The following is a 25,996-nucleotide window of genomic DNA, read 5'->3' on the forward strand; positions in this document are numbered from 1 at the left end:
TGTGATTTCCGAACATCGGAAGGGCTGTCATTTGGATCAGCAGATGGTCCAGGGATAGCCCTTTCAGTGCCAGTTTAGAGCCTCGTGCAGACTTATCGCACGAGGTTCTAAACTGGCGTCAAATCTGCCGGAGTTGCTCCGGCGTCTCTACTGGTTTGTTCCCGGAAGCGGAAGACAGACATCTTCTGCCGCGCTCACAGGGAAAGAACACAGTCCGATTCTCAAGAAACCTTAAGGGCAGCGGACCTTGTAAGGGGTGCCGTTCTGGTCGTGGGCAATGCAGTTGCGCGGTGTTGTGACAACGCCGACCAGGCCACCGCCAACGGCGCCCAGAGCTGCACCCGCCAGGGTCGCGTTGACCGTTGAACCGGCGACAGCGCCAATAGTCGCGCCGGTTGCAGCGCCAAGGCCTGCGCCGATCAGCATGCGGTCGCGCTGGCTTTCCGTGTTGACGCAGCCCGCTAGCAGCAGGGCGAGAACCGGGAAGGTGAGAATCGGTTTCATCCGCAGACCCTTGGATCAAGTAAGTTGTCCAAGGGTGCGGATCTATGGTTAACAGAACCTTACCAAACCCGGGTTATCCAAACCCGATCCGCCGGTTGATGCAGGCCGGACGCGCCGCGGAGCTGAATTTCCCGCAGGCCGAACCGTCACGGTGTGGTTGCGGCCCCGATCATGGCACCTGCGCCCGCGCCGATGGCTGCACCGGCCAGAACCGGGGCTGCGCCAGCTCCGACCGCCGCCCCGACAACCGCGCCGGTCGCAGCGCCGATGCCGCCGCCAATCAGGGCCCTGTCCGTTTGCCGGGTGGTGCTGCATCCGGCAAGAAGTGTGGCCGTCATGGCCACCACAAGAAGTTTTTTCATGCTATCCGCCTGTGAAACCCGATAGGCTTCCCATGTGCTCCGCAGAGGCCCAGAAGAAGCGCTAACATTCTGAGTGAGACCAACATTTCAATGCTTACTTCAATCTGATTAAGCATTTGTTGACCTTGTGGACAGCATTGCCTTTTGCACATTTTTTAAACGCAGCTCAGCCACGCCCAGGTCGGGTCTTTTTGATCCGGCCTGCTTTTCAATCTGTATCAGAGAGTTTTGAACGCCCTTAAGATGCGTTACGGGCAGGCGACCCGGTAGGGGTTGCCGTACCGGTCATAGGCGACGCAGTTTTTCGGCGTCGTAGCGGCCCCGACAATCGCACCACCTGCAGCACCAATGGCAGCGCCGGCCAGAGCCGGTCCGGCCCCGTTTCCGGCAGCAGCGCCGATGATGGCGCCAGTTGCTGCCCCAAGACCACCGCCCACAAGGGCGCGGTCCGTTTGGCTGTCAGACTGGCAACCGGCCAGAAAAGCGGCCAGTGCGGCAACAAATACAAGTTTCTTCATCGTCTCATCCATCCTGCCGGCCTGCTGCCGGATCAAGCTTTTTCGAGGCGGGCACAGCATATGCAGTGCCCATCTCAAACGTATCGTTTGGCCTTACGGGCAGGCGACCCGGTAGGGGTTGCCGTATCGGTCATAGGCGACGCAGTTTTTCGGAGTTGTGGCCGCACCGACCACCGCACCACCGGCTGCCCCGATTGCACCGCCGACAAGGGCGCCGCCGACGTCGCCCGTGGCAGCTGCGCCGATGGCCGCACCGGTGGCCGCACCGAGACCGCCGCCAATAAGAGCACGGTCCGTCTGACTGTCGGACTGGCAGCCGGCAAGGGCGCCTCCCAGTGCTGCAAGCAGAACAAGCTTCTTCATCAATGGTAACTCCCTTTGACGCCGTTTCCGTGGCGTGATCAATAGTTTAAAGTCTGCCCGAGACTAAGCTGCTTTGAATGCGGGGGCAATCTATCAATTTCCGCAGTCCGACGTGCAGCCTTGCAAAGGCTCATCCTGGCGACATCTGAGCCGCGATAGAGATCGTGTGCGTTGGGCAAAAATATGACGTTGGTGCGAGCAGGGAGCATGCAGGGGCCGCCGTCGTCCGCATCAGTGCCGGTTTATCCCTTGAGAACAGACAGCAATCCGCGGGTCGAGGCATCCTTACCATCCGTGGAGATCTCTCCCTTGACCATTGGCAGAAGCGCAGTGGCCAACTCCTTGCCGAGTTCAACACCCCATTGGTCGAAGGAATTGATTCCCCAGATCGCGCCTTCCACGAAAACCCGGTGTTCATAAAGCGCAATCAGGCGGCCGAGTGCGAACGGGGTCAGCTTGTCATAGGCAAGGGTGAGGGACGGCCGGTCGCCGGGAAACACTTTGTGCGGGGCCAGGCGCTCCACGTCCTCCTGAGACAGACCGGATGCACTCAAAAGCGCCTTGGCCTCGTCCAGCGTCCGGCCAAGCATCAGGGCTTCCGACTGGGCTAGACAATTTGCCATCAGAAGATCGTGATGATGGGCTAGATCGTCCTCATGCCCGTTGGCAGCGATCAGAAACTCGCACGGGATCACCGTCGTTCCCTGGTGAAGCAGCTGGTAGAACGCATGCTGGCCGTTGGTGCCGGGCTCGCCCCAGACCAGAGGTCCCGTCTCCTGGTCCACCGGGCTGCCGTCGAGACGCACCCGTTTGCCGTTGGATTCCATATCCAGCTGCTGCAGATAGGCGGGCAGGCGGGACAGGCGCTGGTCATAGGGCAGGACGGCGCGGGCGGTATAGCCCAGAACGTCCCGGTGCCAAATGCCGATCAAGGCCATCAGAACCGGCAGATTCTCCTCAAGCGGAGCTGTCTGGAAATGGGTGTCGAGGGCGTGGGCTCCCTCCAGAAAGTCGTTAAAGGCATCCGGGCCAACTGCGATCATCAGGGGCAGGCCGATGGCTGACCAGACCGAATAGCGTCCGCCGACCCAGTCCCAGAAGCCAAAGACACGGCTTTCCTCGATGCCGAAAGCGGCCACTTTATCGAGGGCGGTTGAAACGGCCGCAAAATGCGTACCGACCGCCTCTTCCCCCAATGCTCCCGCAATCCAGGCACGGGCGGTGGCCGCGTTGGTCATGGTCTCAATGGTGGTGAACGTCTTGGAGGCGACGATCACCAGCGTGGTGGCCGGGTCGAGCTTTTCCAGCGTATCGGCAATATGAGCGCCATCCACATTGGAGACGTAATGCAGTTCCGGCCCGTCGTGATAGGGGGCAAGGGCCAGGGTGGTCATGGCCGGGCCGAGATCCGAGCCGCCAATGCCGATATTGACCACGTCAGTAAAAGGGGCCCCGGTCGAGGAGGACAGGTCGCCGGAGCGGACCGCCTCGGCAAACGCTGCCATGTTGTCCAGAACAGCCCGGACATCGGGCATGACATCCTGCCCATCGACGAGAACGGGCGTGCCGGACACATTGCGCAGGGCTGTGTGCAGCACGGCACGCTGTTCCGTTCCGTTGATTTTTTCACCCGCGAACATCGCAGCCCGGCGGCCTTCCACATCGGCGCTTCTGGCAAGGTCCAGAAGGCCGGCCAGGGCCTTGGCGTCGATCTTGGTCTTGGAATAGTCGAGAACCAGATCATCCAGGCTAGCGGAAAAGCGGTCAAACCGGTTCGGGTCGCTGGCAAACAGGTCCCGGAGGGTGGTTGTGGTCAAATGCCCGGCCACCTGCTTGAGCGACACAAATGCTGCTTCATGCGCCATGAAAAGTCCCCTTGAAATCTATGTATAACCGCTTGAATTTCCGTCTATTGGCAGGTGGTGCCAAAGGCATTTGAGCCTCGGCTTCAGATACCACAGCCGCCGGACAGAAGGGAGAAGAAATTCCCGATGGGCCAAGTCCGGTCCGCAGTCTGTCGTATGTCCGGCCTCATATGGTTCTATCCTAAGATTCTGATGCATTTTCAGTATTGAATTGAGAAGATATTAGGGGTTTCAAGCGATGGTCAGTTTCCCTTTGCCGATGAAGACAAACGCCACAATAAACGCAATCAGGACCTCGACAGGACCTTTTCATGAGCCCATCAAAAACCCCTGAAAATCTGGTTCATCTTCTGGACAACCCGGACGCGCGGGAAGATGTGCTTGTTGTGGACTTCGACACACTCGCCGCCATTGAGGGAGTCTTGTCGAATGTAAATCGATGGGGCTGCTGTCTGACGTCGGACCATGTGGGCGATCTCTACAAGAATATCGGCATCAAGCTGGCCTCTTCCAGAAGCCTGACCAAGGCCCTCGTGACCTCGGTCAAGGGCAATGAGGCAGCCGTTGTGTTTTCAACGGCAGAAACGTCGTTCAGCGACAAGCGCCGGGAAAAGCGCAATGATGTCAAAATTTCCGCCAAGATCACCGATCTGGAAGGGTTGACGGAACTGTCGGTCGTGATCGTTGATGCCGCCAATAATGGTTGCAAGATCAAGGGTGAAGGGCTGACCAGCCTGCCGGATGAGATCCTGCTGGCAATGTCGAAATTCGAAAAACCGGTTGTTGCCGAATTCGCATGGCGTAACGACACTTCCGCTGGCCTGCGCCTCCTGTGGGACCGCACCCTGGAAGAAACCGAAAAGCAAGGCGCCGCCTGACGCGCAGGCGGGCGCTTATATGTCCGGCTTAAGCGCTCAGGGCGGCCGCTGCCTTGGCGCGCTCTTCAATGCCGCCCCAGTCCTCGGCGGCAATGGCTTTGGCATCTGCGATCCAGGACCCTCCGACACACAGCACATTCGGCAAGGCCAGATAGTCCGGAGCCTTGTTGAGGCTGACGCCGCCGGTCGGACAGAATTTTGCAGCGGCCAGCGGCGACGACAGGGACTTCAGGTAGGATGCGCCCCCTGCCTGCTCCGCCGGAAAGAATTTCAGCCGCTCATAGCCGCGTTCCAGAAGATACATCACCTCTGAAGCTGTTGCTGCGCCCGGCAGCAGCGGCACACTGTGATCGTCGGCGGCATCCAGCAGGGTTTCGGTTGCCCCGGGAGAGACAATGAACCGGGCTCCGGCGGAGACGGCAGCATCATATTGCTGGCCGTTCAAGACTGTGCCAGCCCCGACGATCGCCCCTTCCACATGCTCATTGACGGCATCAATCGCTTCCAGAGCATGCGGGGTGCGCAAGGTGATCTCAATGGCCGGCAGGCCGCCGCGCACCAGTGCCTTTGCCATCGGAACCGCTTTTTTGGGGTCTTCCACCACCAGCACCGGAATGACCGGTGCGGCGCACATGACGGTTTCGATCTTGGCTATGTCTTGGGCCATCTAAGTCTCCAAAGGTCAGTCAACAGAGCAAGCCGGGGAAACCGGACGACCGGTTTTGCCTGGCGAGCGGGAAATCAACAGGGCAGAGCCTTTCCTGGAAGCAGCGTAAAGGGAAAGGGCTCTCACGCCAGCAGGAAGGCCCGGGCCTGCCCGCCATCACAAGGTCTCAGGCGCCGAACACATGGGCGCCGGTATCGGCGGCGCCGACATTGGCCCGGAAGGCCGCGAAGAGGTCCCGGCCAACCCCGGCCTGATGGGCGCTCAGGTCGGCTGTGGCGGCTGGACGGGCGTTGAACTCGGCTTCGTCGACCAGAACGCTCAAGTCTCCGCTGACCGCATCAATGCGGATTATGTCTCCATCCCGGATCTTTGCGATCGGGCCGCCATTGGCGGCTTCCGGGGTTACATGGATTGCGGCCGGCACCTTGCCGGAGGCGCCCGACATACGCCCGTCGGTGATGAGGGCCACCTTGTAGCCCCGGTCCTGAAGAATGCCCAAGCATGGGGTAAGCTTGTGCAGCTCCGGCATGCCCATGGCCTTGGGACCCTGAAAGCGTACAACAGCAGCCACGTCCCCCTTCAGTTCCTTGTTGTTGAAGGCGGCCAGGAAATCATCCTGGGAGTGGAACACCCGGGCCGGGGCTTCCAGAATGTGCCGCTCCGGGGCAACCGCTGAAATCTTGATGACCGCCTTGCCGAAATTCCCGGTCAGCATTTTCAGGCCGCCGGTCGGCTGGAACGGTTTGGACAAGGGCGCCAGTACGGTCTCGTCGCCGGAGTTTTCCGGTGCATCTTCCCGGTGGATGTTGCCTGTGTCATCCAGCTTGGCCTCCACGGTGTATCCCGACAAGTCCGTGCCATAGACCGTCTTGACGTCCTGATGCAGATAGCCGTGAGATAGGAGTTCGCGGATCAGGAAGGCCAGCCCGCCGGCCGCCTGGAAGTGGTTCACATCCGCCTTGCCATTGGGATAGACCCGGGCGAGCAAAGGCACCACATCGGACAGGTCGGATATGTCGGTCCAGGTCAGCTTGATGCCGGCGGCTGCGGCAATGGCCACAAGATGCATGGTGTGGTTGGTAGAGCCGCCGGTGGCATGCAGGCCGACCACGCCGTTGACAATGGCCTTTTCGTCGATCACTTCCCCGGCCGGGGTGTAGTTGTTGCCAAGGGCCGAAATGGCAAGGGCCCGTTTGGCCGCTTCCTTGGTCAAGGCATCGCGCAAAGGCGTGCCCGGATTGACGAAGGAGGCGCCGGGCATGTGCAGGCCCATGATTTCCATCAGCATCTGGTTGGAATTGGCCGTGCCGTAGAATGTGCAGGTGCCGGGGGAGTGATAGGCCTTGGATTCGCTTTCCAGCAACGCGTCCCGGCCGACTTTGCCTTCCGCATACAGCTGGCGCACCTTGGCCTTGTCGTCATTGGAAATGCCCGTGGTCATCGGACCGGCAGGCACGAAGACAGCCGGAAGATGGCCGAAGGACAGGGCGGCAATGGCAAGGCCGGGCACGATCTTGTCGCAAATGCCTAAGAAAACCGCAGCGTCAAACATCTGATGGGAGAGGCCGACGGCGGCCGCCATGGCGATCACGTCGCGGGAAAACAGCGATAGTTCCATGCCGTCCTGTCCCTGGGTAACACCATCGCACATGGCCGGGACGCCCCCGGCCACCTGGGCGACCGCACCGATCTCATGGGCGGCCGTGCGGATCAGATCCGGATAGGTTTCGTAAGGCTGGTGGGCCGACAGCATGTCGTTATAGGCGGTGATGATCCCCAGATTGGCCACCACATCTCCGGACAGGGCCTGTTTGTCGGACAGGCCGCAGGCGGCAAAACCGTGGGCGAGATTGCCGCAGGACAGGCGCGAGCGCTGCGGGCCTTGGTCGGCCGCCTTGCCGATGCGCTCAAGATAGTGCGAGCGGCCGTCATGGCTGCGTTTGACGATCCGGTCTGTCACCTCGCCAATGCGATCCTGAATTGTCATGCTTCGGGTCCTTTCCTGGCCGGTTCCGGCTGGGTGGGGGAGGCCAAACTCTTCGGGTGTTCAGGCCCGGGGTTATGTTAATCGATTTAGGTGACAGGCAGCGCACAGGACATTGTCCTGTGGCCCGCTCTTGAGTCTTGTTCTCAATCGCCGTCGTCTTCCGCCCAGGTGCGGCCATCCCGCTCCACCAGGGCGATGGAGGCGGACGGGCCCCATGTTCCGGCGGTATAGCCTTTAGGGGTGTCCTTGGAGGCGGCCCAGGCCGCCTGGATCGGATCGATCCAGGCCCAGGCCGCATCCACTTCATCCCGGCGCATGAACAGGGTCTGGTTGCCCCGGATGACATCCATGATCAGACGCTCATAGGCATCCGGATTGCGCACCTTGAAGGCCTCGGCAAAGCTCATGTCAAGCGGCACCTGGCGCAGGCGCATGCCGCCGGGGCCTGGGTCCTTGATCATGATCTGCATCTGCACGCCCTCATCTGGCTGAAGGCGGATCAGCAGCCGGTTGGCGGTGATCTTACCAGCTTCCGTGCCAAAGATGGAATGGGGGATCGGGCGGAACTGGACAACGATTTCCGACACTCGCTGCGCCAGACGTTTGCCGGTACGCAGGTAAAACGGCACGCCGGACCAGCGCCAGTTGGCGATTTCTGCTTTCAGCGCAACAAAGGTTTCCGTGCGGCTGTCCGAATTGCCCAGCTCATCCAGATATCCGGGCACGGCGCCCCCGGCCGACGCTCCGGCCCGGTACTGGCCGCGTACGGTCAGCTTGTCCGCATTGTCCGCAGTGATCGGGGCGAGCGCCTTCAGCACTTTCAGCTTTTCGTCGCGCACACTGTCCGCATTCATGGATTCGGGTGGCTCCATGGCCACCAGGCAGAGCAGCTGCAACAGGTGGTTCTGGATCATATCGCGCAGAGCCCCGGCGGTATCATAATAGCCGGCGCGGCCGCCGACCCCGAGAGACTCGGCCACCGTGATCTGGACATGGTCGATATGGGCCGCATTCCAGAGCGGTTCAAAAAGTGCATTGGCAAAGCGCAGGGCCATCAGGTTCTGAACGGTTTCCTTGCCCAGATAGTGGTCGATCCGGAAGATCTGATGTTCCTTGAACACCGCCCCGACCGTGTCGTTGAGGGCTTTGGCGGACGCACCGTCCTTGCCGATGGGCTTTTCCATGACGACACGGGCGCAGTCATTGACGACACCGATCTTGCCCAGATTCTCGCAGATCGTGCCGAAGAGGTCTGGGCCGACAGCCAGATAGAAGGCCCGGATCACGCCGTCGCGTTCGTCCAGAACGGTCTTGAGGGTTTCAAAGCCTTCGCCGGTGGCAATATCGATCTTCACGTAGCGCAGGCGTTTCAGGAACCGGGTCAGATGGCTTTCATCCAGATCATTGACATGTTCCTCAAGCGCCTTTCGGGCCCAGTCCCGGTAGTCATCGTCGGAATAATCACGGCGCGCGCTGCAAATAATGCGGGCCTCTTCGGGCATCTGCCCGTCAGCATCGCGGTGGTAAAGAGCCGGCAGAAGTTTGCGGTGCGCCAAGTCGCCGGAGGCGCCGAACACCACCAGGTCAAATTCCTGAACTTCAATGACGCGTACCGCCATAAGACATCCTTCCAACAATGAGCCGTTCTACCGCACTGCCGAAGACCGGCCGTTCTGACGGGGTTTTAAATCGATTTAATTCCGTTGTCAGCCCTTCATTGAAGCGCTGACCACTCTTTTTCGAGTTCACCGAGCCGCGGCAGGTCGGCGCCTCTGCGCGAACAGGTGATCCCGGCGGCCGCGACGGCGAACTCAAGAAGGCGATTGAGGCGTGTTTCGTCAAGAGTGCTGAGCGAATTTCTGTCTGTCGCACCAAGTTTTTTCAAACCGGCCAAAAGCGCGGCCTGAAAGGTGTCTCCGGCGCCAACCGTATCTTCCAGCGAGACTCTTGTTCCCGGGCAGGTTGTCTGAAGTCCGGCGGCATAGGCGGTGGCGCCGTCGCCGCCCCGGGTGACGATGACAAGGCTCGCGCCGAGGCTCAGCCAGCGGCGGGCAATCGTATCGGACGAGGTGTCCGGGGCAATCAGATGAAGGTCTTCATCGCTCACTTTGACGATGTCGGTCAGGGGGATCAGCGCTTCTGTGTTGCGGTGCCACAATTCCATGTCCGGTTCAACGGTCGGGCGAATGTTCGGATCAAAGGAAATAAGTGTTTGGGCGTGCTCGCGTTCGATCAGGGCCTTGAGCGCGCCGGCCACCGGCTCCACCAGGGCCGTATAGGAACCGATATGGAGAAAGCCTGGCGGGGTGCTGAAAACCGGCAGGTCGGCGGGTGTCACCATCCGGTCGGCGGCATTGGCCCCGTAGAACGTATAGGCGGGCTGGCCCCTGGCATCCTTTTGCACCAGGCTGAGCGTGGTCAGATAGTCTGTGCGCAGGATGAACGCATCTGAAACGCCTTCCTTGCGGAATTTGGCAACCAGCCGCTCGCCAAGTGCGTCCCTTGAAATGCCGCCAAAAAAGGCGGCCTCTTCCCCGAGCCGGGCCAGCCCCATAGCCACGTTGAACGGCGAGCCGCCGATGCGGGCATCAAAGGAGACGCCGTCTTCAGCACCGTCACCGCCGAACAGGTCATAAAGGGCTTCGCCGCAGATCAGGAACATGAGAGGCCGGACTTTCTGTCTTGAGGGAGGTTGGAGCGGATCAGGCCGCCAGGCTGTCCGGCGGTTCCATGGCCCCGGTCATGATCGCGACCGCATCGGACATGGTGAAGTCGGATGGTTTGATCACGCAGGCGCGGCGGCCGAGCCGGTGAATGTGAATGCGGTCGGCCACCTCAAACACGTGAGGCATGTTGTGACTGATCAGAACGATTGGCAGGCCGCGGGCCTTCACGTCGTTGATCAGATCGAGCACCCGGCGGCTTTCCTTGACACCCAGGGCGGCTGTCGGCTCGTCCATGATCACCACCTTGGAGCCGAATGCGGCCGCACGCGCCACGGCAACGCCCTGGCGCTGGCCCCCCGACAGGGTTTCCACCGCCTGGTTGATGTTCTGGATGGTCAGCAGGCCGAGATCGCTCAGCTTCTGCCGGGCAATCTCCTCCATCTTGCGCCGGTCCAGCTGGCGGAACCAGGCGCCCATGAAGCCCGGCTTGCGCAATTCGCGGCCCATGAACATATTGTCGGCGATTGACAGGGCAGGGGACATGGCCAGGGTCTGGTAGACCGTTTCGATTCCCGCATCGCGGGCCTGGATCGGCGAGGCGAACTGCACCGGCTTGCCATCCAGCAGAATCTCGCCCTCATCGGGAATGACCGCGCCGCTCAGGGCCTTGATCAGGGTGGACTTGCCCGCCCCGTTGTCGCCGATCACGGCGAGGATTTCACCGGGATAGAGCTCGAAATCGGCATGGTCCATGGCCACCACTCGGCCGTAGCGCTTGACCAGTTTGCGCGCTTGCAAGACAGGTTCCATCAGACCGATACCTTTCTGATCCATTGGTCGACCGTTGTCGCCGCGATGATAAGGACGCCAATCAGCATGAAGGTCCATTGCGGGTCTGCCCCGGCCATTCTGAGGCCCAGTTCGAAAACGCCCACAATGAGGGCGCCGAAAAACGCTCCGAGAATGGAACCGCGGCCGCCAAAGAGAGAGATGCCGCCGATCACGACGGCAGTGATGGCCTGGATGTTGCCAATGACGCCTGTGGTCGCAGATGGGGACACGGAGCCGAACCGGCCGATCATGACCCAGCCAGCAAAGGCGCAGATAAGCCCGACCAGCGCATAGACCTGAATGATGGTCCGGTTGGTGTTGACGCCCGCCAGCTTGGCAGCTTCCGGGTCATCCCCGACCGCATAGACATGCCGTCCCCATGCGGTCTGGCGCAGGATATAGGCAAGCACGACCACGAGCACACACATGAAGACAACCCCCATGGTGAAGGTGGCGCCCCAAATTTGGAACTTGGTGCCGAAGAGATGCAGGAAAGGGGCATTGGCCTCAATGTCTTGAGAGCGGATCGTTTCGTTTTGCGAATAGATATAGTTGGCGGCAAGCACGATCTGCCACATGCCGAGAGTAACGATGAACGGGGGCAGCTTGACCTTGGCCACCAGCCAGCCGGATCCGGCCCCGATCAGCGTTCCAGCGATCAGGCCACAGGCAACGGCAACCGGAGCAGGCAGGCCATAGCGGAAGGTAAACTGGCCCATGATGACCGAGGTCAGCACCGCAATCGCCCCGACGGACAGGTCGATCCCGGCGGTCAGGATGACAAGGCTCTGGGCGGCGGCCAGAACCCCGACGATCTGGACCTGCTGCAGGATCAGCGTCATGGCGAAGGGGGAGAAGAATTTCGACCCGAGCAACGCTCCGAAAACGGCAATGGAGAGAACCAGAACGATCAGCGGCACCAGAAACGGGTGCAGGTGTAGCGTGTGCTGGATCTTGTGCCCGAACCCGTGTTGGTCATCTTCAAAGGAGGCGACTGCCTGCGGACTGGACGCAGCGGCGGCTTCGAAATCCGCCGGCCCGCCGGAGGGTCTGCTGTCTGAGGTCATGCCCGTGTTCCCGTTGGTGCGGTGTTGGATGCGTTTTTTCAAAGTTGAAGACTGGCAAAGGCGTCAGCGGTCCGGCGTCAGGCGCTGCTTTGGCAAAGCGCGGTTCCGGACCCTTGAGCGGCTCCAAAAAGGGGCAAGGTTGCCCATGCCCCTTCAGGTGTTTGACCGGATGCGGGCCTTAGCCCCAGCAAAGATCCGTGCCCTTGGCGGTGTCGATGGACTCAACCCCGTCGACCGGCTTGTCGGTCACCAGGGATACGCCCGTGTCGAAGAAGTTCTTGCCCGGGGTAGGTTCCGGCTTGGTGCCGCTGTCGGCCCAGGCCTTGATGGCTTCGATGCCGAGGGAGGCCATCAGCAGCGGATATTGCTGGGAGGTCGCGCCAATGACGCCATCCTTGACGTTCTGGATGCCCGGGCAGCCGCCATCGACTGAGACGATCAGCACGTCACTTTCCCGGCCAATCGCCTTGAGCGCTTCATAAGCACCTGCCGCCGCCGGTTCATTGATCGTGTAGACCACATTAATGAACGGGTCCTTGGCCAGAAGGTTTTCCATGGCCTTACGGCCGCCTTCTTCGTTGCCGGCCGTAACGTCATTGCCGACGATGCGCGCATCGGTCTCATCGCCCCATTTGTTCGGGTCGCCAAGATCAATGCCGAAGCCCTTCAGGAAGCCCTGGTCGCGCAGCACGCCAACTGTTGGCTGGCTGATGGCAAGATCCAGCATTGCGATCTTGGCGTCGGCCGCGTCATCGCCCAATGTGGCGGCTGCCCATTTGCCGATCAGCTCACCGGCCAGGAAATTGTCGGTCGCAAAGGTCGCGTCGGCCGCGTCAATCGGGCTCAGTGGCGTATCGAGGGCAATCACCAGAAGACCGTTGTCGCGGGCCTGCTGCACGGCTGGCACAATCGATGATGTGTCGGATGCGGTCAGCAGGATGCCCTTTGCACCGTCAGCGATGCAGGTTTCAATGGCTGCCACCTGGGTTTCATGATCGCCGTCGACCTTGCCGGCATAGGATTTCAGCTCGATGCCGAGTTCGGCGGCCTTGGCTGAAGCGCCTTCCTTCATTTTCACGAAGAAAGGGTTGGTATCCGTTTTCGTGATGAGGCAGGCGGAAATGTCGGCGGCAGCTGCAGGTGATGCCGCCATGGCGGCAAGAACTGAACCAGTCGCGAGTAGTTTGCGGATCATGTGTGTTACCTCCCTGGCCTTATGTCAATCGGTACGGTCGGGTGCGGCCAGATGTGACCCCAACCGTGCTGCTCTTGCCGGAAAGCTGGCTCGGTCCTCCGAAGTGCCAGCCCCAGCAGGTCCTTTTTCGCGGCCGCCGGTCAAAATGGCGGCCCTGGGTGAGAAGTTGAAAAATTGCGGCAGGCTTGCCGCACCGATGGCGCCCGCATCGTGACCGAAACTCCCGGTTTCAATGCGTGGCGAAATCCTTTTTTCCGGCGCCGCGCGTTCCACATCTGTCTGCAAGGCTTCGCGGAAGGTTTCCGGAAAAGTGCCCCGCAGATCGCTGTCGACCACGATCATCGGAATGTCGATCAGTGCATAGGCCGTGCGCACGGCAAGGGTCAGCGCCGAAACGCAGTCGCGCAGCCATTCGTGGTATTTCGGGTCGTTTGTGTCGGCCGCATGCTGGAGATCGGCGCGGCTTAGCTTGGCGAAATTCTCCGGGGACAGATGCCGTGCAAGCGACACGAGCGACGCCCGCGTGATCAACAGGTCCCATGGGTTTTTCGGTTCCGGGGAGGTGGCCAGACTGCTGGGCGGCACCGGGATCATGGCCACGTCCCCTGCATTGCCGAGCGTGCCGCCGACCACATCCCCCTTCAGGACAAGACCGCCGCCAATGGCGGGGCCCAGAAACATGTAGAGGAAATTGTCGTTCTGGCGGCCGTGTCCGTAAAAGAGCTCCGCAACGGCGGCTGCGGTGCCGTCATTTTCGCGGAAGACCGGCAGGCCCGTTGCCGCTTCCAGACCTTCGGAAATGTCGTAGTCTTCCCATTGCACGAAGTCGGCTTGCGGCAGGCCAAGCTCATGCAGCCAGGCGCCGAGGTTGAAAGGCTGGGCAACACCGATCCCGGTGATCCGGGACTGGCTGTCCGCGCTCAGCTGGCCTTTCAGGTCTTCAAGGTCCTGAGCCAGAAGGTTCAGGGTTTTGTCCGGTGCAGGCAGGATCATGTCGTGGACGCGCCGGTCGATGATCTGGCCGGAAAAATCCATCAGCACCGTTTCCAGAGCAGTCCGGTCCAGCCGGACCCCGAAAGAATAGGCGCCGTCATGAGCAAGTTTGAGGATCGTGGCGGGCTGGCCCCGGCTGCCGTCATGGCGCTTTCCGGCTTCAAAGATAAGGCCTTCTTCGATGAGATCCTGAATGATGGCGCCAATGGCAGCATTCGTGAGCTGGACCGCCCGGGCAAGTTCTGCCTTGGACGCTTCGCCGGCACGGCGCAGGATTTGTAAAACAATGCGCTCATTATAGCGCCGCAACTGGGCTGAATTCGACCCCCGGCCGGATGTGCGGTTGTCCTCCAATGTGATAGCTCCTCCCAAAGCTCTCCGCCGCGCCCATTCAGCAGATACAAAATAATTAATTATGGTGAAACTATTCGCGTGAGGAGGCGGTCTGTCAATTCTATTCTGTGTTGCGCCGCATGGATTCGATGTTGTGCTGCAGCATGATTAGTCTGTTTCAACGCACCGAATTCAAAAGGCTAACAGAAAAAATACCGGTGCGTCAGTTGTTTGTTTTGCCAGAGGCTCGGTCTGACGGAAAGCCAAAGCCTTCATGGTGGTTCAAGTGTTCACATATTCTTGAAGACGGGTTTCCACCCGCTGCGCCATTGCCTGATCGCATAGGAGCCGTATTGTCGGCCTTCAATGGAAGGAATCGGAGTGTCAGGTGATGCGGGTCAAGAAGAACGAGGCGTTTCTAGCGCGGGCCATCAGAACGGGAAGCGGGGAAGAGCCGGCGGATCTGGTTATCCGGAATGTGCATCTTTTGAATGTGATGAATGGCAGTCTTGTGGAGACCGATATTGCCATGACCGGCGACCGGATTGTCGGCACCTATGGCAGGTATTCGGGCAAGGAGACGCTCGACGGGAGCGGGCTGACCGCCGTTCCCGGTTTCATCGACACCCATCTTCATGTGGAATCTTCCCTTGTCACACCGTTTGAATTTGACCGCTGCGTCCTGCCCCACGGGGTGACCACCGCAATCTGCGATCCCCATGAGATCGCCAATGTGCTGGGGGCGGAAGGGATCCGCTACTTTCTGGACGCGTCACTGCAAACAGTGATGGATCTGAAGGTGAATCTGTCCTCCTGCGTTCCGGCGACGTCCTTCGAGACGGCAGGGGCCTGTCTGGAAATCGAAGACCTTCTGCCGTTACGTAACCATCCCCAGGTGATTGGTCTGGCCGAGTTCATGAATTTCCCCGGTGTTCTGGCACGCGATCCCAAGGTTCTGGCCAAGCTGGCCGCCTTTCAGGACGGCCATATTGACGGCCACGCGCCGCTGCTGTCGGGGCTGCCGCTGAACGGCTATCTGGCGGCGGGCATCCGCACCGACCATGAGGCCACCACGGCGGAAGAGGCGCTGGAAAAACTGGCCAAGGGCATGACGGTGCTGATGCGTGAAGGCTCGGTGTCCAAGGATCTGGAGGCGCTTGCTCCCATTCTGACGCCGGACGTCTCCGCCTTCATTGCCCTGTGCACCGATGACCGCAATCCGCTGGATATTGCCGAGGAAGGCCATCTGGACAGCATGATCCGGCGGTTGATTGCCAAGGGCATCCGGCCGCTTGATGCCTACCGGTCTGCCAGCTGGTCGGCGGCCAATGCCTTTGGTCTGAAGGACCGGGGGGTGATCGCGCCGGGAAGACGGGCCGATATCGCGCTTTTGAAGGATTTTGAGGACTGCCGGGTGGAGCAGGTGATCTGCGGCGGCGTTCCGGTCTCTGAGGCCGCCTTTGCAGCGCGCGGCAGCGTGGCGCCGGTCGGGCTCAAGAGTGTCCGTGTGGACAGTGTGTCTGCGGATGTTTTTGACGTCCCGGCCCGCAATGCGGAAACCCCGGTGATCCAGGTGATTCCGGGCAAGATCATCACCGCACATGTGAAGATGACGCTGCCGGTCACGGGCGGGAAGACCTTGGCGGATCTTGATCAGGATGCGCTGAAGGTCGCTGTGGTGGAGCGCCACAAGGGCACCGGGAATATCGGGCGGGGCTTTGTCAATGGCTTCGGTATGAAGGAGGGGGCCATTGCAAGCTCGGTCGGCCATGACAGTCACAATATCTGCGTGGTCGGGGCGGATGAGACGGCTATGGCCCATGCGGTCAACCGGGTGATTGCCATGCAGGGCGGCTTTGCGGTTGCCGGAAAGGACGGGGTGCAGGCCGAACTGGCTTTGCCTCTGGCCGGGCTTATGAGCCTGGAGCCGTTCGAGACCGTGCGCGCGGATCTTGTCGCCTTGCGCGCTGCGGCCAGGGCGCTGGGCTGCGTGCTTGAAGAACCGTTCCTTCAGGTGGCATTCCTGCCTTTGCCGGTGATCCCCCATCTGAAGATCACCGATCTTGGCCTGTTTGATGTGGACCGGTTTGAACTGGTGGATCAGGGGTCCTGAACGGTTTAAGCCGCCGGACCCCGGGTGCCGGGGCCGACATTGCAGCGTATCGCGATTGATCGGATTTGCCTTTCGCAGCCTGACATCAGAGATTTCAACGCAAAACACAAACCGGTTTGAAACGACTAGAACGCGACACGCATTAATACTGGCGCATCCGGGTGCGGAACCTAGACCATCTGCGCGCGCTTCTGACGGCAAGGAGGGCCACGATCAGTCCGATCAGCACGGACCAGAGGAGAACCTGCCCATCAAAGGCGAAATTCTGGAGGAAGCTGGCCGGATAGGCGATGGACGGGTTCATCGGCAGATAGGTGACGGGCATCTGGTCCTGAAGCTCGTCGATCTGAAAATTCTGCCCCGTCTTGAATGCCGTCTGAAGCGTGTCGCCAGCCTCAGTGGTGAATTGCACGGTGATGGTCGCCCCCTTCAGGAGCGCTATGTTTTTCAACGCTTCTCTTGGGTATTGCCGGGCCAGCTGCTTGAGTTCGGCCTCTGTGACCGGGGCCTGCTCGACATCGAGAAGAGTGGCTGTCGTTGTTTCGCCAAATTCCTTGAGCAACCAGTATTTCAAGCCGCTGTCATAGTGGAAATAGATCGATACAAGACAGGCAAATGCTGCAAAAAACAGGATCGCCAGGGACAGGGCATGACTGTCTTCGGCTGCTTCTTTGGGATGAAACATTGCCCCTCACTTTAATGTTGCTTGTTCAGACTATACATATAAAAATTGCAAGTGAACATTTCAAGAACATGGAGGCCGAATGATCCTGACCCTTGCCGTTTCCGGTTATCGCTCGCTCCGCGATCTTGTGCTGCCCCTTGACCGGGTCACCCTGGTGACAGGCGCAAATGGCAGTGGAAAATCAAGCCTTTACCGGTCGATCCGCTTGCTGGCGGATGTGGCGCAGGGGCGTGCTATTGCCTCGCTGGCAGCGGAAGGGGGGCTGCAATCCACGCTCTGGGCCGGGCCGGAAGCCTATTCGCGGGGCATGAAACAGGGGCAGGTGCCGGTTCAAGGAACGGTGCGCAAGGAGGTGGTCAGTCTGAAACTCGGCTTTGCCGATGAAGATTACGGCTACGCGATCGATCTTGGATTGCCCGCAGATGCAGGCATGTCGATGTTTTCAATGGATCCCGAAATCAAGGCAGAAGCCCTTTGGGCTGGCGAGGCCCTGTCGCGTTCCAACGAGATTGCAGGCCGGAATGGCCCCACCGCCAGAGTTTTGAATGCAAAGGGCCAGCGCGTGCCCGTTTATCAGGCCCTCGCGCGGTTCGATAGTATGATGACCCATGCGGCGGATCCCAAAGACGGTCTGGAACTGCTGGTGATGCGCGAGCGTATGCGTGCCTGGCGCTTTTATGATCATTTGCGCACCGACCGGGACGCCCCGGCCCGTGCCCCCAGGATCGGCACGCGCACACCGGTGCTGAGTGCCGATGGCGGTGATCTGGCAGCCGCCCTGCAGACCATCCTTGAAATCGGGGAAAATGCGGCGCTGGCCGAGACCATTGACGATGCCTTTCCCGGGGCCGCCATTGAGATCAGTGTGGCCGACGGCTATTTCGAACTGCTCATGCGCCAGAAGGGACTGTTGCGGCCGCTCCGGGCCAGTGAGCTCTCTGACGGAACCTTGCGCTACTTGCTGCTGACTGCGGCGCTGCTGTCGCCGCGTCCGGCGCCGCTGGTCGTCCTCAACGAACCGGAGACCAGCCTTCATCCCGCGCTGCTTGATCCGCTTGCCCGCCTTGTGGCCAAAGCGGCGGACACCACCCAGATCATCGTTGTGTCCCATGCCGCAGCACTTGTGAGCACCCTTGCAGATCTGCCGGGCTGTGTGCGCTACGAACTGCGCAAGGATCTGGGCGAAACCGTTATAGACGGGGCAGAGGATGTCAAATGGGTCTGGCCGAAGCGGTGATACCCGGCTTCTATAAAGAGCGTGTTAAGCTTCTGATTTCGTTTTTATATTGTCATTCCTTTGCACGGACTTATCTTAAGGGGAGAAGGGGTCTGCCGAAAAAGTTGGCAGGTGCCGTAGCGTCGCAAGTTGACGTGAACGGAAGGTTGCGTCATGTCAGAAGAGCGCAGGGGGCTTTCCCCAAGAGAGGCAGCGCCAGGAGGAAAGGCGGCCGGATCGCAAGACCGTGTTCATGAGCAGACTGTGCACTGATGAACACGGCTTGGAAAGACGCCCGGCGGTTTTGGCGGCAAGACCATGGTGGAGACCGTTATGACGAGTGTGGAGGAATGGAACGCGGCGTTTGAGCCCCGCCCGCTGCATGAATATCTGGAGGAGACCGTGTCCCGATTCGGGGACCGTCCTGCCGCGGATTTCATGGGCAAGGTCTGGACCTATGGGGAGATCGGGGCCCTAGTCGACAGCACGGCTGCCGGCCTGCAGAAAATGGGCGTTGGCCCTGGGGTGAATGTGGGTCTGTGTCTGCCCAACACGCCTTTTTACACGATTTTTTATTTTGCGGTTTTGAAGATTGGCGGCACCGTGGCCAATTTCAATCCGCTCTATGTGGAGCGGGAAATTGCGTTTCAGGCGCGTGATGCGGCTGTGCGCATCATGGTGACCATGGATCTGAAGATCATCTATGACAAGGTGGAGGAGGTGCGCCGGGAGCAGATCCTGGACAAGATCATCGTCTGCCCCATGAGCTTCTGCCTGCCTCCGGTCAAGAAACTTCTGTTCTCGCTGTTCAAACGCAAGGAACTGGCCGAGATCCCGCAGGACAGCGCCCATATTCCCTTTGAGCATTTGCAGCGCGCAGGGGCCACACCCAACCCGATCGCGGTCAATCCGGCCTCGGATATCGCGGTGCTGCAATATACTGGCGGAACCACGGGCGTGCCCAAGGGGGCCATGCTGACCCACAAGAACCTGTCGGCCAATATCGAGCAGATGCGCTGTGTGTTTGAAATGGCCCGGCCGGGGCAGGAAAAGCTGCTCTGTGTGCTGCCGTTCTTTCACGTCTTTGCCATGACGGTGGCGCAGAATCTGGCGGTCATTCTCGGGGCGGAGATGGTGCTGCAGCCGCGCTTTGACCTGGCGGCGCTGTTGAAGGTGATCAAGCGCAAGAAGGTGACCCTCTTCCCCGGGGTGCCGACCATCTACACCGCCATCAACAATTCACCCTTGACCGCGAAATATGATCTTTCCAGCATTTCGCTGTGCCTGTCCGGTGGTGCGCCCCTGCCGGTGGAGGTGAAGGACAGTTTCGAAAAGCTGACCGGATGTATCCTGGTCGAAGGCTATGGGTTGACCGAATCCTCGCCAGTCGCTGCCGTCAATCCGCTGGACGAGAACCGCCGGGCCGGATCCATTGGCCGCTTGGTGCCGGGAACATCGGCGCGTTTTGTCGATATCGAGGACCGGAAAACGGAGGTTCCCGAAGGCGAGAAGGGCGAGCTTCTGCTTAAAGGCCCCCAGATCATGAAAGGCTATTGGAAACGGGAGGAAGCGACGGCCGAGACGATCACGGGCGAGGGCTATCTGCACACCGGGGATGTCGGCTATCGGGATGCGGACGGCTTTATCTATCTTGTCGACCGGATCAAGGATCTGATCCTGTGTTCAGGCTATAATGTCTATCCGCGGGTGATCGAGGAGGCGATCTATCAGCATGAGGCGGTGGACGAAACAATCGTGATCGCCATCCCGGATGAATACCGGGGCCAATCGCCCAAAGCTTTCATCAAGCTGAAGGACGGTTGTTCCCTGAGCGGGCCGGAGATGAAGACCTTTCTAAAGGATCACCTCTCAACCATTGAAATGCCGAGGGAATTTGAATTCCGGGACACGCTGCCGAAAACCATGGTCGGCAAATTGTCCAAAAAAGAGCTGGTCGAGGAAGAAGCGCGGAAACGGGCGGAGGCCGATGTTCAGGCGAAAAGCGCCTGATCTGGTGGCAGCGAAAGACAAATCTCATCAAACGCGATTTGCGCCAAAGCATGCCGCGTTTTTCCGGGGGCAAACTGCTTTGTCTTTTGCGTTGAAATCTCTGATTTCAGGCAGCGAAAGACAAATCTCATCAAACGCGATTTGCGCTAGTGGGAGTCGCTGCGCCCTTCCGCTGTGCGGGCCAGCTGCCGCCCGCGCTTGGCTTCCCTGCGGACGGTGTAGATGGAGGCGGCGATAATGATGGCCGCACCGGCAAGCGTCTCGGCCCGTGGCCACTGGTGAAAGACCAGGGCGCCGAAGACGGTCGCATAGAGAAGGCGGGTATAGTCCAGCGAGGCGATGGCGGTGGCTTCCCCCGCCTTGAAGGCCTGGATATTGGCCATCTGCGCGGCCCAGGAGATGATGCCGATCACCAGCAGCATCCCCCATTCGAACAGTGTCGGTGCCTGCCAGGTCACAAGGGCCGGGACTGTCATGATCAGGCCGACCCCGAAGGCCTGATAGGTCAGGATGGTCACCGGCGTGTCGGTGCGGGTTAGAAGACGTACCACGATCATGACCATGCCGGCACAGGCCGCCCCTGCCAGGGCAAGCAGGGAATAGACTTCTACAACGCCGCCACCGCTTGGGCGCAGCATCAGCACAACACCCAAAAACCCGATAATCGTGGCGCCCCAGCGGTGCAGGCCAACGGTTTCGCCCAGGAACCAGATGGCGAAGATCGTGATGAAGAAGGTTTTGGAAAAGCTGATGGCGGTGGCATCGGCCAGGGGCAGATTGATGACGGCAGAAAACCCGCACAGCATGGCAGTGGCAGCGAACAGGACCCGGGTCAGCTGAAGGCCGGGGCGTTTGGTGGCCAGCGATGCAGGGAACCCGCGCGCGATGACCGGGGCGACAATGGCGAGCATGACAAATTGCCGGACAAACAGGATCTGAAAGACGCTCAGATCCTGGCCGACAAATTTGATCAGTGTGACCATAATCGTAAAGCCGAAGGCCGCCAGCAGGATCCACAGCGCGCCGACCGTGTTGGAGGGCAGGGTTGCCGTCAGATCGCTGATCTTGCGGGTGGCGCGCGCCACTTGGCCCCTGGGGGGCGGGGCAGGCGCACCGGCCGGAGCCGGGCCCTCTGCCGGATCTTTTCCTGGAGCATCCATGCTGTTTCCTGAAACATCCCCGGTGAGCGCCTCTCGCCAGGCCGGACGGAGCCGGGCGGAAGGCCAAACCAGAACCTGCGGGTGCGTGATAGGTGCAACCTAAGACGTTTGTCCTTGAAAGAAAAGCGGGTGCGGTATGGTTTGCCTCTCGCGCTGAAAGGGCTATATTTTGAGGAGCAGCGCGGCTGCGCCGAAGTGTCACCAAGAACAGATCCGCCGGATAATGCGGGCTTCGGGTTTCGATGGAGTGGGGCTTCCCATTGCCATTCATTGTCTGATTTTCCAGGGATTTTCTTCCCAGAACACAGGTCCAGTTTTATGAACCAGATGGTCACTCCGAAATTCGGTGTCGGTGCGCCCTTGCGCCGCAAGGAAGATGCGCCGCTGATAACCGGCACGGGTATCTATACGGCCGACTACCAGCCAGAAGGCTGCCTGCATGGCTTTGTCGTGCGCTCCGCCATGGCCCATGCCCGGATTTCGGTCGAAAATGCCGATGAGTTAAGTGCGCTGGACGGGGTGCATCTGGTCCTGACCGGTGAGGACCTGGCCGGGAAATCCATGCCGACCCTTGCCAGGATGAAGCAGATGGACGGCACGGAGCACTGGGCACCGGAGCAGCCGGTTCTGTGCAAGGATCTGGTGCGCTATGTGGGCGATGCGATTGCCTTTGTCGTTGCCGACGATCTCAACACGGCCAGGAGCGCAGCGGAAACGCTGGAGGTGGATTACGACCCTCTGGAGGTGGTGACCGGGATCGATGGTGCCCTGGCGCCGGGGGCGGTTCAGGTCTGGCCGGAGCATGGCTCCAACGTCGCCTTTACGCTTGGTCAGGGCGATGAGGCAAAAACGCAAGCGGCGTTTCAGGCCGCCGATAAGGTCGTGTCCATTGATGTGGTGAACAACCGCATCGTTGCGAATTACATGGAGCTGCGCGGCTGTGTGGCGGAGTTTGACACCGAAAGCGCCCGCTTCAAGCTGACCCTTGGAACCCAGGGCGGCCATGGCATGCGGGACGTTTTGTGCACCATTCTGGGGCTGGAAAAGGATGCCGTTCAGATCATTACACCCGAGGTTGGCGGCGGATTTGGAACCAAGATGTTCTGCTACCGGGAATACCCGCTGGCCATGATGGCGGCAAGGAAACTGGGCCGCCCGGTGCGCTGGGCCGGGGAGCGTATGGACCATTTTGTCACGGATGCCCACGGCCGGGACAATCTCACCCATGCGGAACTGGCCCTGGACAAGGATCACCGCATCACGGGTCTGAAGGTTCATGTGAAAGCGGCTATGGGGGCATATCTGCACCAGTTCGGCCCGTTCATTCCCTGGGTGGGCACCAGCATGTCCTCCGGCCTCTACGATATCCCCTCGGTGTTTGCGAAGGTCGAGGGCATCTATATGCACACCGTGCCGACGGATGCCTTCCGCGGCGCCGGGCGCCCGGAGGCCGCCTATCTGATCGAGCGGCTGATCGACAAGGCCGGGGAGGAAACCGGGCTCGGGCCGGTGGAGATCCGCAAGCGGAATTTTATTGCCAAGGAGCAATTGCCCTACACCACCCAGACCGGCCGGATGTATGACACGGGCGACTTTGCGGGCCATCTGGACAAGGCGCTTGAGGTGGCCGATTGGGCCGGCTTCAAGGCCCGGCAGGCGGAAAGCGCGCAATCGGGCAAATACCGCGGCATCGGCATCTGCTCTTATATCGAGGCCTGCGCCTTTCCCGGCGGTGAGGAAGCCACGCTGGAACTGGACCAGGAGGGCGGTCTGACCCTTCTGATTGGTACCCAGACCAATGGCCAGGGCCATGCCACGGCCTACAGTCAGGTGGTTGCGGAAAAATTCGGGGTGTCGATTGACGAGATTGAGGTGATCCAGGGCGATACCGACCGGGTGCGCAATGGCGGTGGCACGGGCGGCTCCCGCTCGATCCCGCTCGGCCTTCCTTCCGTGCGCAATGCCAGCGACAGCCTGGTCAAGAAGGTCAAGGAACTGGCCGCTGACCGGCTGGAAGCCGGGATTGAGGATCTGGAACTGGACAGCGGCGTGGTGCGTGTGGTCGGCACCGACCAGCAGGTCACCATGGCGGAAATCGCAGCCGGGGCGGGGGAAACCCTGGCGGCCTGTGAAGAGGTCAAGCAGGACGAGGCAACCTATCCGAATGGCACCCATATCTGTGAAGTGTCCGTCGACCCGGAAACCGGTGAGGTGGCGCTGGAAAACTATGTGATTGTCGACGATTTCGGCGTGACCGTGAACCCGCTGCTTCTGGCTGGCCAGGTGATCGGCGGGGCGGCTTCGGCTATCAGCCAGGCCATGTGCGAACATACGGTCTATGATGAGGATGGCCAGCTGCTGACCGCCTCGCTGCTCGATTATCAGATGATCCGCGCGGCCGATTTGCCTGATATTCATTTCGAGACCCGCAATGTGCCGTCCACCACCAATGCCATGGGCATCAAGGGCGCCGGGGAGGCAGGCACCATTGGCGGTTGCGCTGCGGTTATGAACGCGGTTCAAAACGCGCTGAAAGACGGGGCCGGAGTGACCGAGCTTCTGGACATGCCCGCGACCCCCCTGAGGGTCTGGGAGGCGATTGCAGACGCGCGCTAAACCGGGCGGGGAAGGGGGCGGACCTTCTTCCCCGTTTCTCCGGTCATGGGCTCCGTCTTCTTTTGCAAATGGCACTGCCCTTTGGGCAGGCAAGACGCTCCCCGGGGCAAACCGGGGGTGACTTCATCGGGCGCGGAGGTTTTTTCTTTCGCACGCTTTTGACAGCCCCTGTCTGAGTTGAACATGATCCGCGGGGCCGTTTTGTGTCAGCCGTGCCCGCTTTCCGCCTGCCGTCGGTTTGCTCAAGACTCTGATAGAATGGCCATTTTTCATACGTCCAAAGGCGGTTCCCAAGTTCTGAAACTGCATAGCCGCAGAAAAGCCATGTTCGATTGACACATGCGCTTTCGGCCATGTCCCCGGTTTTATCAAGAAATGGGGCTGATTTCGCTGGTGATTCTGAAAACCTGCGTTAAGACCGGAAGAGGCCCTGAGATGATACGAAACCAGAAACAGGAATGCCCCTGTGTTTAAGTCTTTCTTCCCGCATCCGAAGCTGTTTTTTTCCTCCGCCGTTGTCTGGTCTTTGACAGCTGTGCTCCTGTGGTATGGATTCGCGAAGGATCTCGCAGAGCCGCTTGGGTTCGGGGTGCCGTCCGAGGGGCCTCCACCCATTGATTTGCGCTTTTTTGTAACGCCCGATTTTCTGTGGTTCTATGTCTACTATGCGGCGTTTACGGCTGTTTTTGGCGGGTTCTGGTGGGTGTTCTCGCGAAATCACCGTTGGCAGCTCTGGTCCGTCTGGGGCACTTCCCTGATTATCTTCACAACTTATTTCTCGGTGCAGATTTCCGTTGCGATCAACAATTGGCGCAGGCCTTTTGGCGATACATTGCAAAATGCTCTGGAAGGCGACAAAGGGATCGGGGCGGCGGACTTCTATTCGCTAATGCTGATTTTCGCCCAGATTGCCGGGCTGTCCATGACGCTGTTCATTTTGAACAGGTTCTTCATCAGTCACTATATTTTCCGATGGCGGACGGCGATGAACGATTACTATGTCGCCAAGTGGCGCAATGTGCGGCACATTGAAGGGGCCTCGCAACGTATTCAGGAAGATACGATGCGCTTTGCCTCAATCATGGAAGGTCTTGGTGTGTCCATGATTGATTCCGTGATGACGTTGATCGCTTTCCTTCCTATCCTGTTCACGCTATCCAGCCATGTCACGGTTTTGCCGATCGTTGGCGAGATTCCGGCACCGTTGTTCACAGCTGCTATTGTCTGGTCGCTGTTTGGCACTTTCCTGCTCGCGGTCGTCGGGATGAAACTGCCTGGTCTTGAGTTCCACAATCAGCGGGTGGAAGCGGCCTACCGGAAGGAACTTGTCTACGGTGAAGATCATGAGCATCGTGCCACCCCACCGACGTTGACGGAGCTTTTTGCGAATGTCCGCAAAAACTATTTCAGATTGTATTTTCACTACGTGTATTTCAATCTGGCACGCGGTTTTTACCTTCAGGCAGACAATATGTTCACATATTTTATTCTCGTTCCGACGATGGTTGCGGGAAAGATCACCTATGGAATATTACAGCAGATCCTGACGGCTTTTGGTCAGGTCTCCAACTCTTTCCAGTATCTGGTGAATTCCTGGTCCACGATTATCGAGTTGCTGTCCATCTACAAACGTCTGAAAGGCTTTGAAGTGGCAATCGCTCAGCGTGAGTCCATGTCGCCGGAAGAACTGGCTGAACTGCTCGAAAAGCAGGAGAGCAAACTTTAGACCCTCCGGCAGCCCCTTGCGCTGTGGCGCGGAAGATGGACGTTGACCGGTTCATTCTGCACCCAAAAAAGGCAAAATTTGTCCGGAAAGATTGCAAATTGGTCAGGAACGCGGAAGAGTGTCCACCTGATCGTTTCTTTGTGTGATCCAGCCCTTACCGGTTTGAAAGCAGGGGGCCCTTGTCATGGGGCCCTGGTTTGGGGGCTTGTGTCTTGCGTCTTTCCCTGATCCTTCGGTCCGG

Annotated in this window: 21 protein-coding genes; 6 read left to right on the plus strand and 15 right to left on the minus strand. The window is 59.8% G+C overall.

Going from position 1 to position 25,996, the window contains the following annotated elements; translation table 11 throughout:
• Window positions 1–231: 231 nt before the first annotated feature.
• The 5 genes from ACXAIC_RS01155 to pgi form a co-directional block, all read right to left on the minus strand.
• The gene (locus ACXAIC_RS01155; protein WP_475172703.1) at window positions 232–504 is read right to left on the minus strand and encodes a hypothetical protein; all 273 of its coding nucleotides are present in this window, start codon (window positions 502–504) and stop codon (window positions 232–234) included.
• A 146-nt stretch (window positions 505–650) separates the two neighbouring features.
• Window positions 651–866: a bacteriocin gene (locus ACXAIC_RS01160; RefSeq protein ID WP_475172705.1), complete on the minus strand. Its 216-nt coding sequence runs from the start codon at window positions 864–866 to the stop codon at window positions 651–653.
• A gap of 248 nt (window positions 867–1,114) precedes the next feature.
• Entirely contained in the window at window positions 1,115–1,384 is a 270-nt protein-coding gene (locus tag ACXAIC_RS01165; RefSeq protein ID WP_475172706.1) for a lipoprotein, read from the minus strand.
• 93 nt (window positions 1,385–1,477) lie between these two features.
• Window positions 1,478–1,747: a glycine zipper domain-containing protein gene (locus ACXAIC_RS01170; RefSeq protein WP_475172708.1), complete on the minus strand. Its 270-nt coding sequence runs from the start codon at window positions 1,745–1,747 to the stop codon at window positions 1,478–1,480.
• A gap of 242 nt (window positions 1,748–1,989) precedes the next feature.
• Window positions 1,990–3,612 carry a glucose-6-phosphate isomerase gene (gene pgi, locus ACXAIC_RS01175; protein WP_475172709.1) on the minus strand — a complete coding sequence of 541 codons (1,623 nt, stop codon included), beginning with the start codon at window positions 3,610–3,612 and terminating at the stop codon, window positions 1,990–1,992.
• Window positions 3,613–3,923: 311 nt separating this feature from the next.
• Between pgi and ACXAIC_RS01180 the strand changes: the two genes are divergently transcribed.
• On the plus strand, window positions 3,924–4,490 hold the full coding sequence (locus ACXAIC_RS01180; protein ID WP_475172712.1) for a PilZ domain-containing protein: 567 nt from the start codon (window positions 3,924–3,926) through the stop codon (window positions 4,488–4,490).
• A gap of 28 nt (window positions 4,491–4,518) precedes the next feature.
• Here the strand turns inward: ACXAIC_RS01180 and eda are convergent, their stop codons facing one another.
• From eda to ACXAIC_RS01220, 8 genes are all read right to left on the minus strand, one after another.
• Entirely contained in the window at window positions 4,519–5,157 is a 639-nt protein-coding gene (eda, locus tag ACXAIC_RS01185) for a bifunctional 4-hydroxy-2-oxoglutarate aldolase/2-dehydro-3-deoxy-phosphogluconate aldolase (RefSeq protein WP_475172714.1), read from the minus strand.
• A 166-nt stretch (window positions 5,158–5,323) separates the two neighbouring features.
• The gene (gene edd / locus ACXAIC_RS01190; protein WP_475172715.1) at window positions 5,324–7,144 is read right to left on the minus strand and encodes a phosphogluconate dehydratase; all 1,821 of its coding nucleotides are present in this window, start codon (window positions 7,142–7,144) and stop codon (window positions 5,324–5,326) included.
• Between the two features lie 143 nt (window positions 7,145–7,287).
• On the minus strand, window positions 7,288–8,763 hold the full coding sequence (gene zwf / locus ACXAIC_RS01195; RefSeq protein WP_475172717.1) for a glucose-6-phosphate dehydrogenase: 1,476 nt from the start codon (window positions 8,761–8,763) through the stop codon (window positions 7,288–7,290).
• Window positions 8,764–8,858: 95 nt separating this feature from the next.
• Complete coding sequence (locus ACXAIC_RS01200) at window positions 8,859–9,806, minus strand: carbohydrate kinase family protein (RefSeq protein ID WP_475172719.1); 948 nt, start codon at window positions 9,804–9,806, stop codon at window positions 8,859–8,861.
• A 40-nt stretch (window positions 9,807–9,846) separates the two neighbouring features.
• Complete coding sequence (locus ACXAIC_RS01205) at window positions 9,847–10,644, minus strand: ATP-binding cassette domain-containing protein (protein ID WP_475172720.1); 798 nt, start codon at window positions 10,642–10,644, stop codon at window positions 9,847–9,849.
• Complete coding sequence (locus tag ACXAIC_RS01210) at window positions 10,620–11,708, minus strand: ABC transporter permease (RefSeq protein WP_475172722.1); 1,089 nt, start codon at window positions 11,706–11,708, stop codon at window positions 10,620–10,622. Before ACXAIC_RS01210 ends, ACXAIC_RS01205 begins: the two co-directional genes overlap by 25 nt.
• 178 nt (window positions 11,709–11,886) lie before the next feature.
• Window positions 11,887–12,903 carry a substrate-binding domain-containing protein gene (locus tag ACXAIC_RS01215; protein WP_475172724.1) on the minus strand — a complete coding sequence of 339 codons (1,017 nt, stop codon included), beginning with the start codon at window positions 12,901–12,903 and terminating at the stop codon, window positions 11,887–11,889.
• 24 nt (window positions 12,904–12,927) lie between these two features.
• The gene (locus ACXAIC_RS01220; RefSeq protein ID WP_475172726.1) at window positions 12,928–14,250 is read right to left on the minus strand and encodes an ROK family transcriptional regulator; all 1,323 of its coding nucleotides are present in this window, start codon (window positions 14,248–14,250) and stop codon (window positions 12,928–12,930) included.
• Between the two features lie 370 nt (window positions 14,251–14,620).
• Here ACXAIC_RS01220 and ade point away from each other — a divergent pair, with 370 nt between their 5' ends.
• Complete coding sequence (gene ade, locus ACXAIC_RS01225; RefSeq protein ID WP_475173010.1) at window positions 14,621–16,342, plus strand: adenine deaminase; 1,722 nt, start codon at window positions 14,621–14,623, stop codon at window positions 16,340–16,342.
• Between the two features lie 142 nt (window positions 16,343–16,484).
• Here ade and ACXAIC_RS01230 read toward each other — a convergent pair whose 3' ends face one another.
• Window positions 16,485–17,027, minus strand: a complete 543-nt coding sequence (locus tag ACXAIC_RS01230; RefSeq protein WP_475172727.1) for a hypothetical protein — start codon at window positions 17,025–17,027, stop codon at window positions 16,485–16,487.
• A 79-nt stretch (window positions 17,028–17,106) separates the two neighbouring features.
• Here ACXAIC_RS01230 and ACXAIC_RS01235 point away from each other — a divergent pair, with 79 nt between their 5' ends.
• Together ACXAIC_RS01235 and ACXAIC_RS01240 are read left to right on the plus strand one after the other, a co-directional pair.
• Window positions 17,107–18,264, plus strand: a complete 1,158-nt coding sequence (locus ACXAIC_RS01235) for an AAA family ATPase (RefSeq protein WP_475172729.1) — start codon at window positions 17,107–17,109, stop codon at window positions 18,262–18,264.
• A gap of 312 nt (window positions 18,265–18,576) precedes the next feature.
• On the plus strand, window positions 18,577–20,253 hold the full coding sequence (locus tag ACXAIC_RS01240) for a long-chain-fatty-acid--CoA ligase (RefSeq protein WP_475172732.1): 1,677 nt from the start codon (window positions 18,577–18,579) through the stop codon (window positions 20,251–20,253).
• Window positions 20,254–20,399: 146 nt separating this feature from the next.
• On the opposite strand, the gene ACXAIC_RS01245 is transcribed toward ACXAIC_RS01240, so the two are convergent.
• Window positions 20,400–21,413, minus strand: a complete 1,014-nt coding sequence (locus ACXAIC_RS01245; RefSeq protein WP_475172735.1) for a DMT family transporter — start codon at window positions 21,411–21,413, stop codon at window positions 20,400–20,402.
• Between the two features lie 318 nt (window positions 21,414–21,731).
• Here ACXAIC_RS01245 and ACXAIC_RS01250 point away from each other — a divergent pair, with 318 nt between their 5' ends.
• Both ACXAIC_RS01250 and sbmA read left to right on the plus strand, forming a co-directional pair.
• Window positions 21,732–24,029: a xanthine dehydrogenase family protein molybdopterin-binding subunit gene (locus ACXAIC_RS01250; protein WP_475172736.1), complete on the plus strand. Its 2,298-nt coding sequence runs from the start codon at window positions 21,732–21,734 to the stop codon at window positions 24,027–24,029.
• Between the two features lie 466 nt (window positions 24,030–24,495).
• Window positions 24,496–25,755 (plus strand): peptide antibiotic transporter SbmA, encoded by a 1,260-nt coding sequence (gene sbmA, locus ACXAIC_RS01255; RefSeq protein ID WP_475172738.1) that lies wholly within the window; start codon window positions 24,496–24,498, stop codon window positions 25,753–25,755.
• Window positions 25,756–25,996: the final 241 nt, after the last annotated feature.

The organism is Roseibium sp. AWQ4_254, from assembly GCF_056161025.1.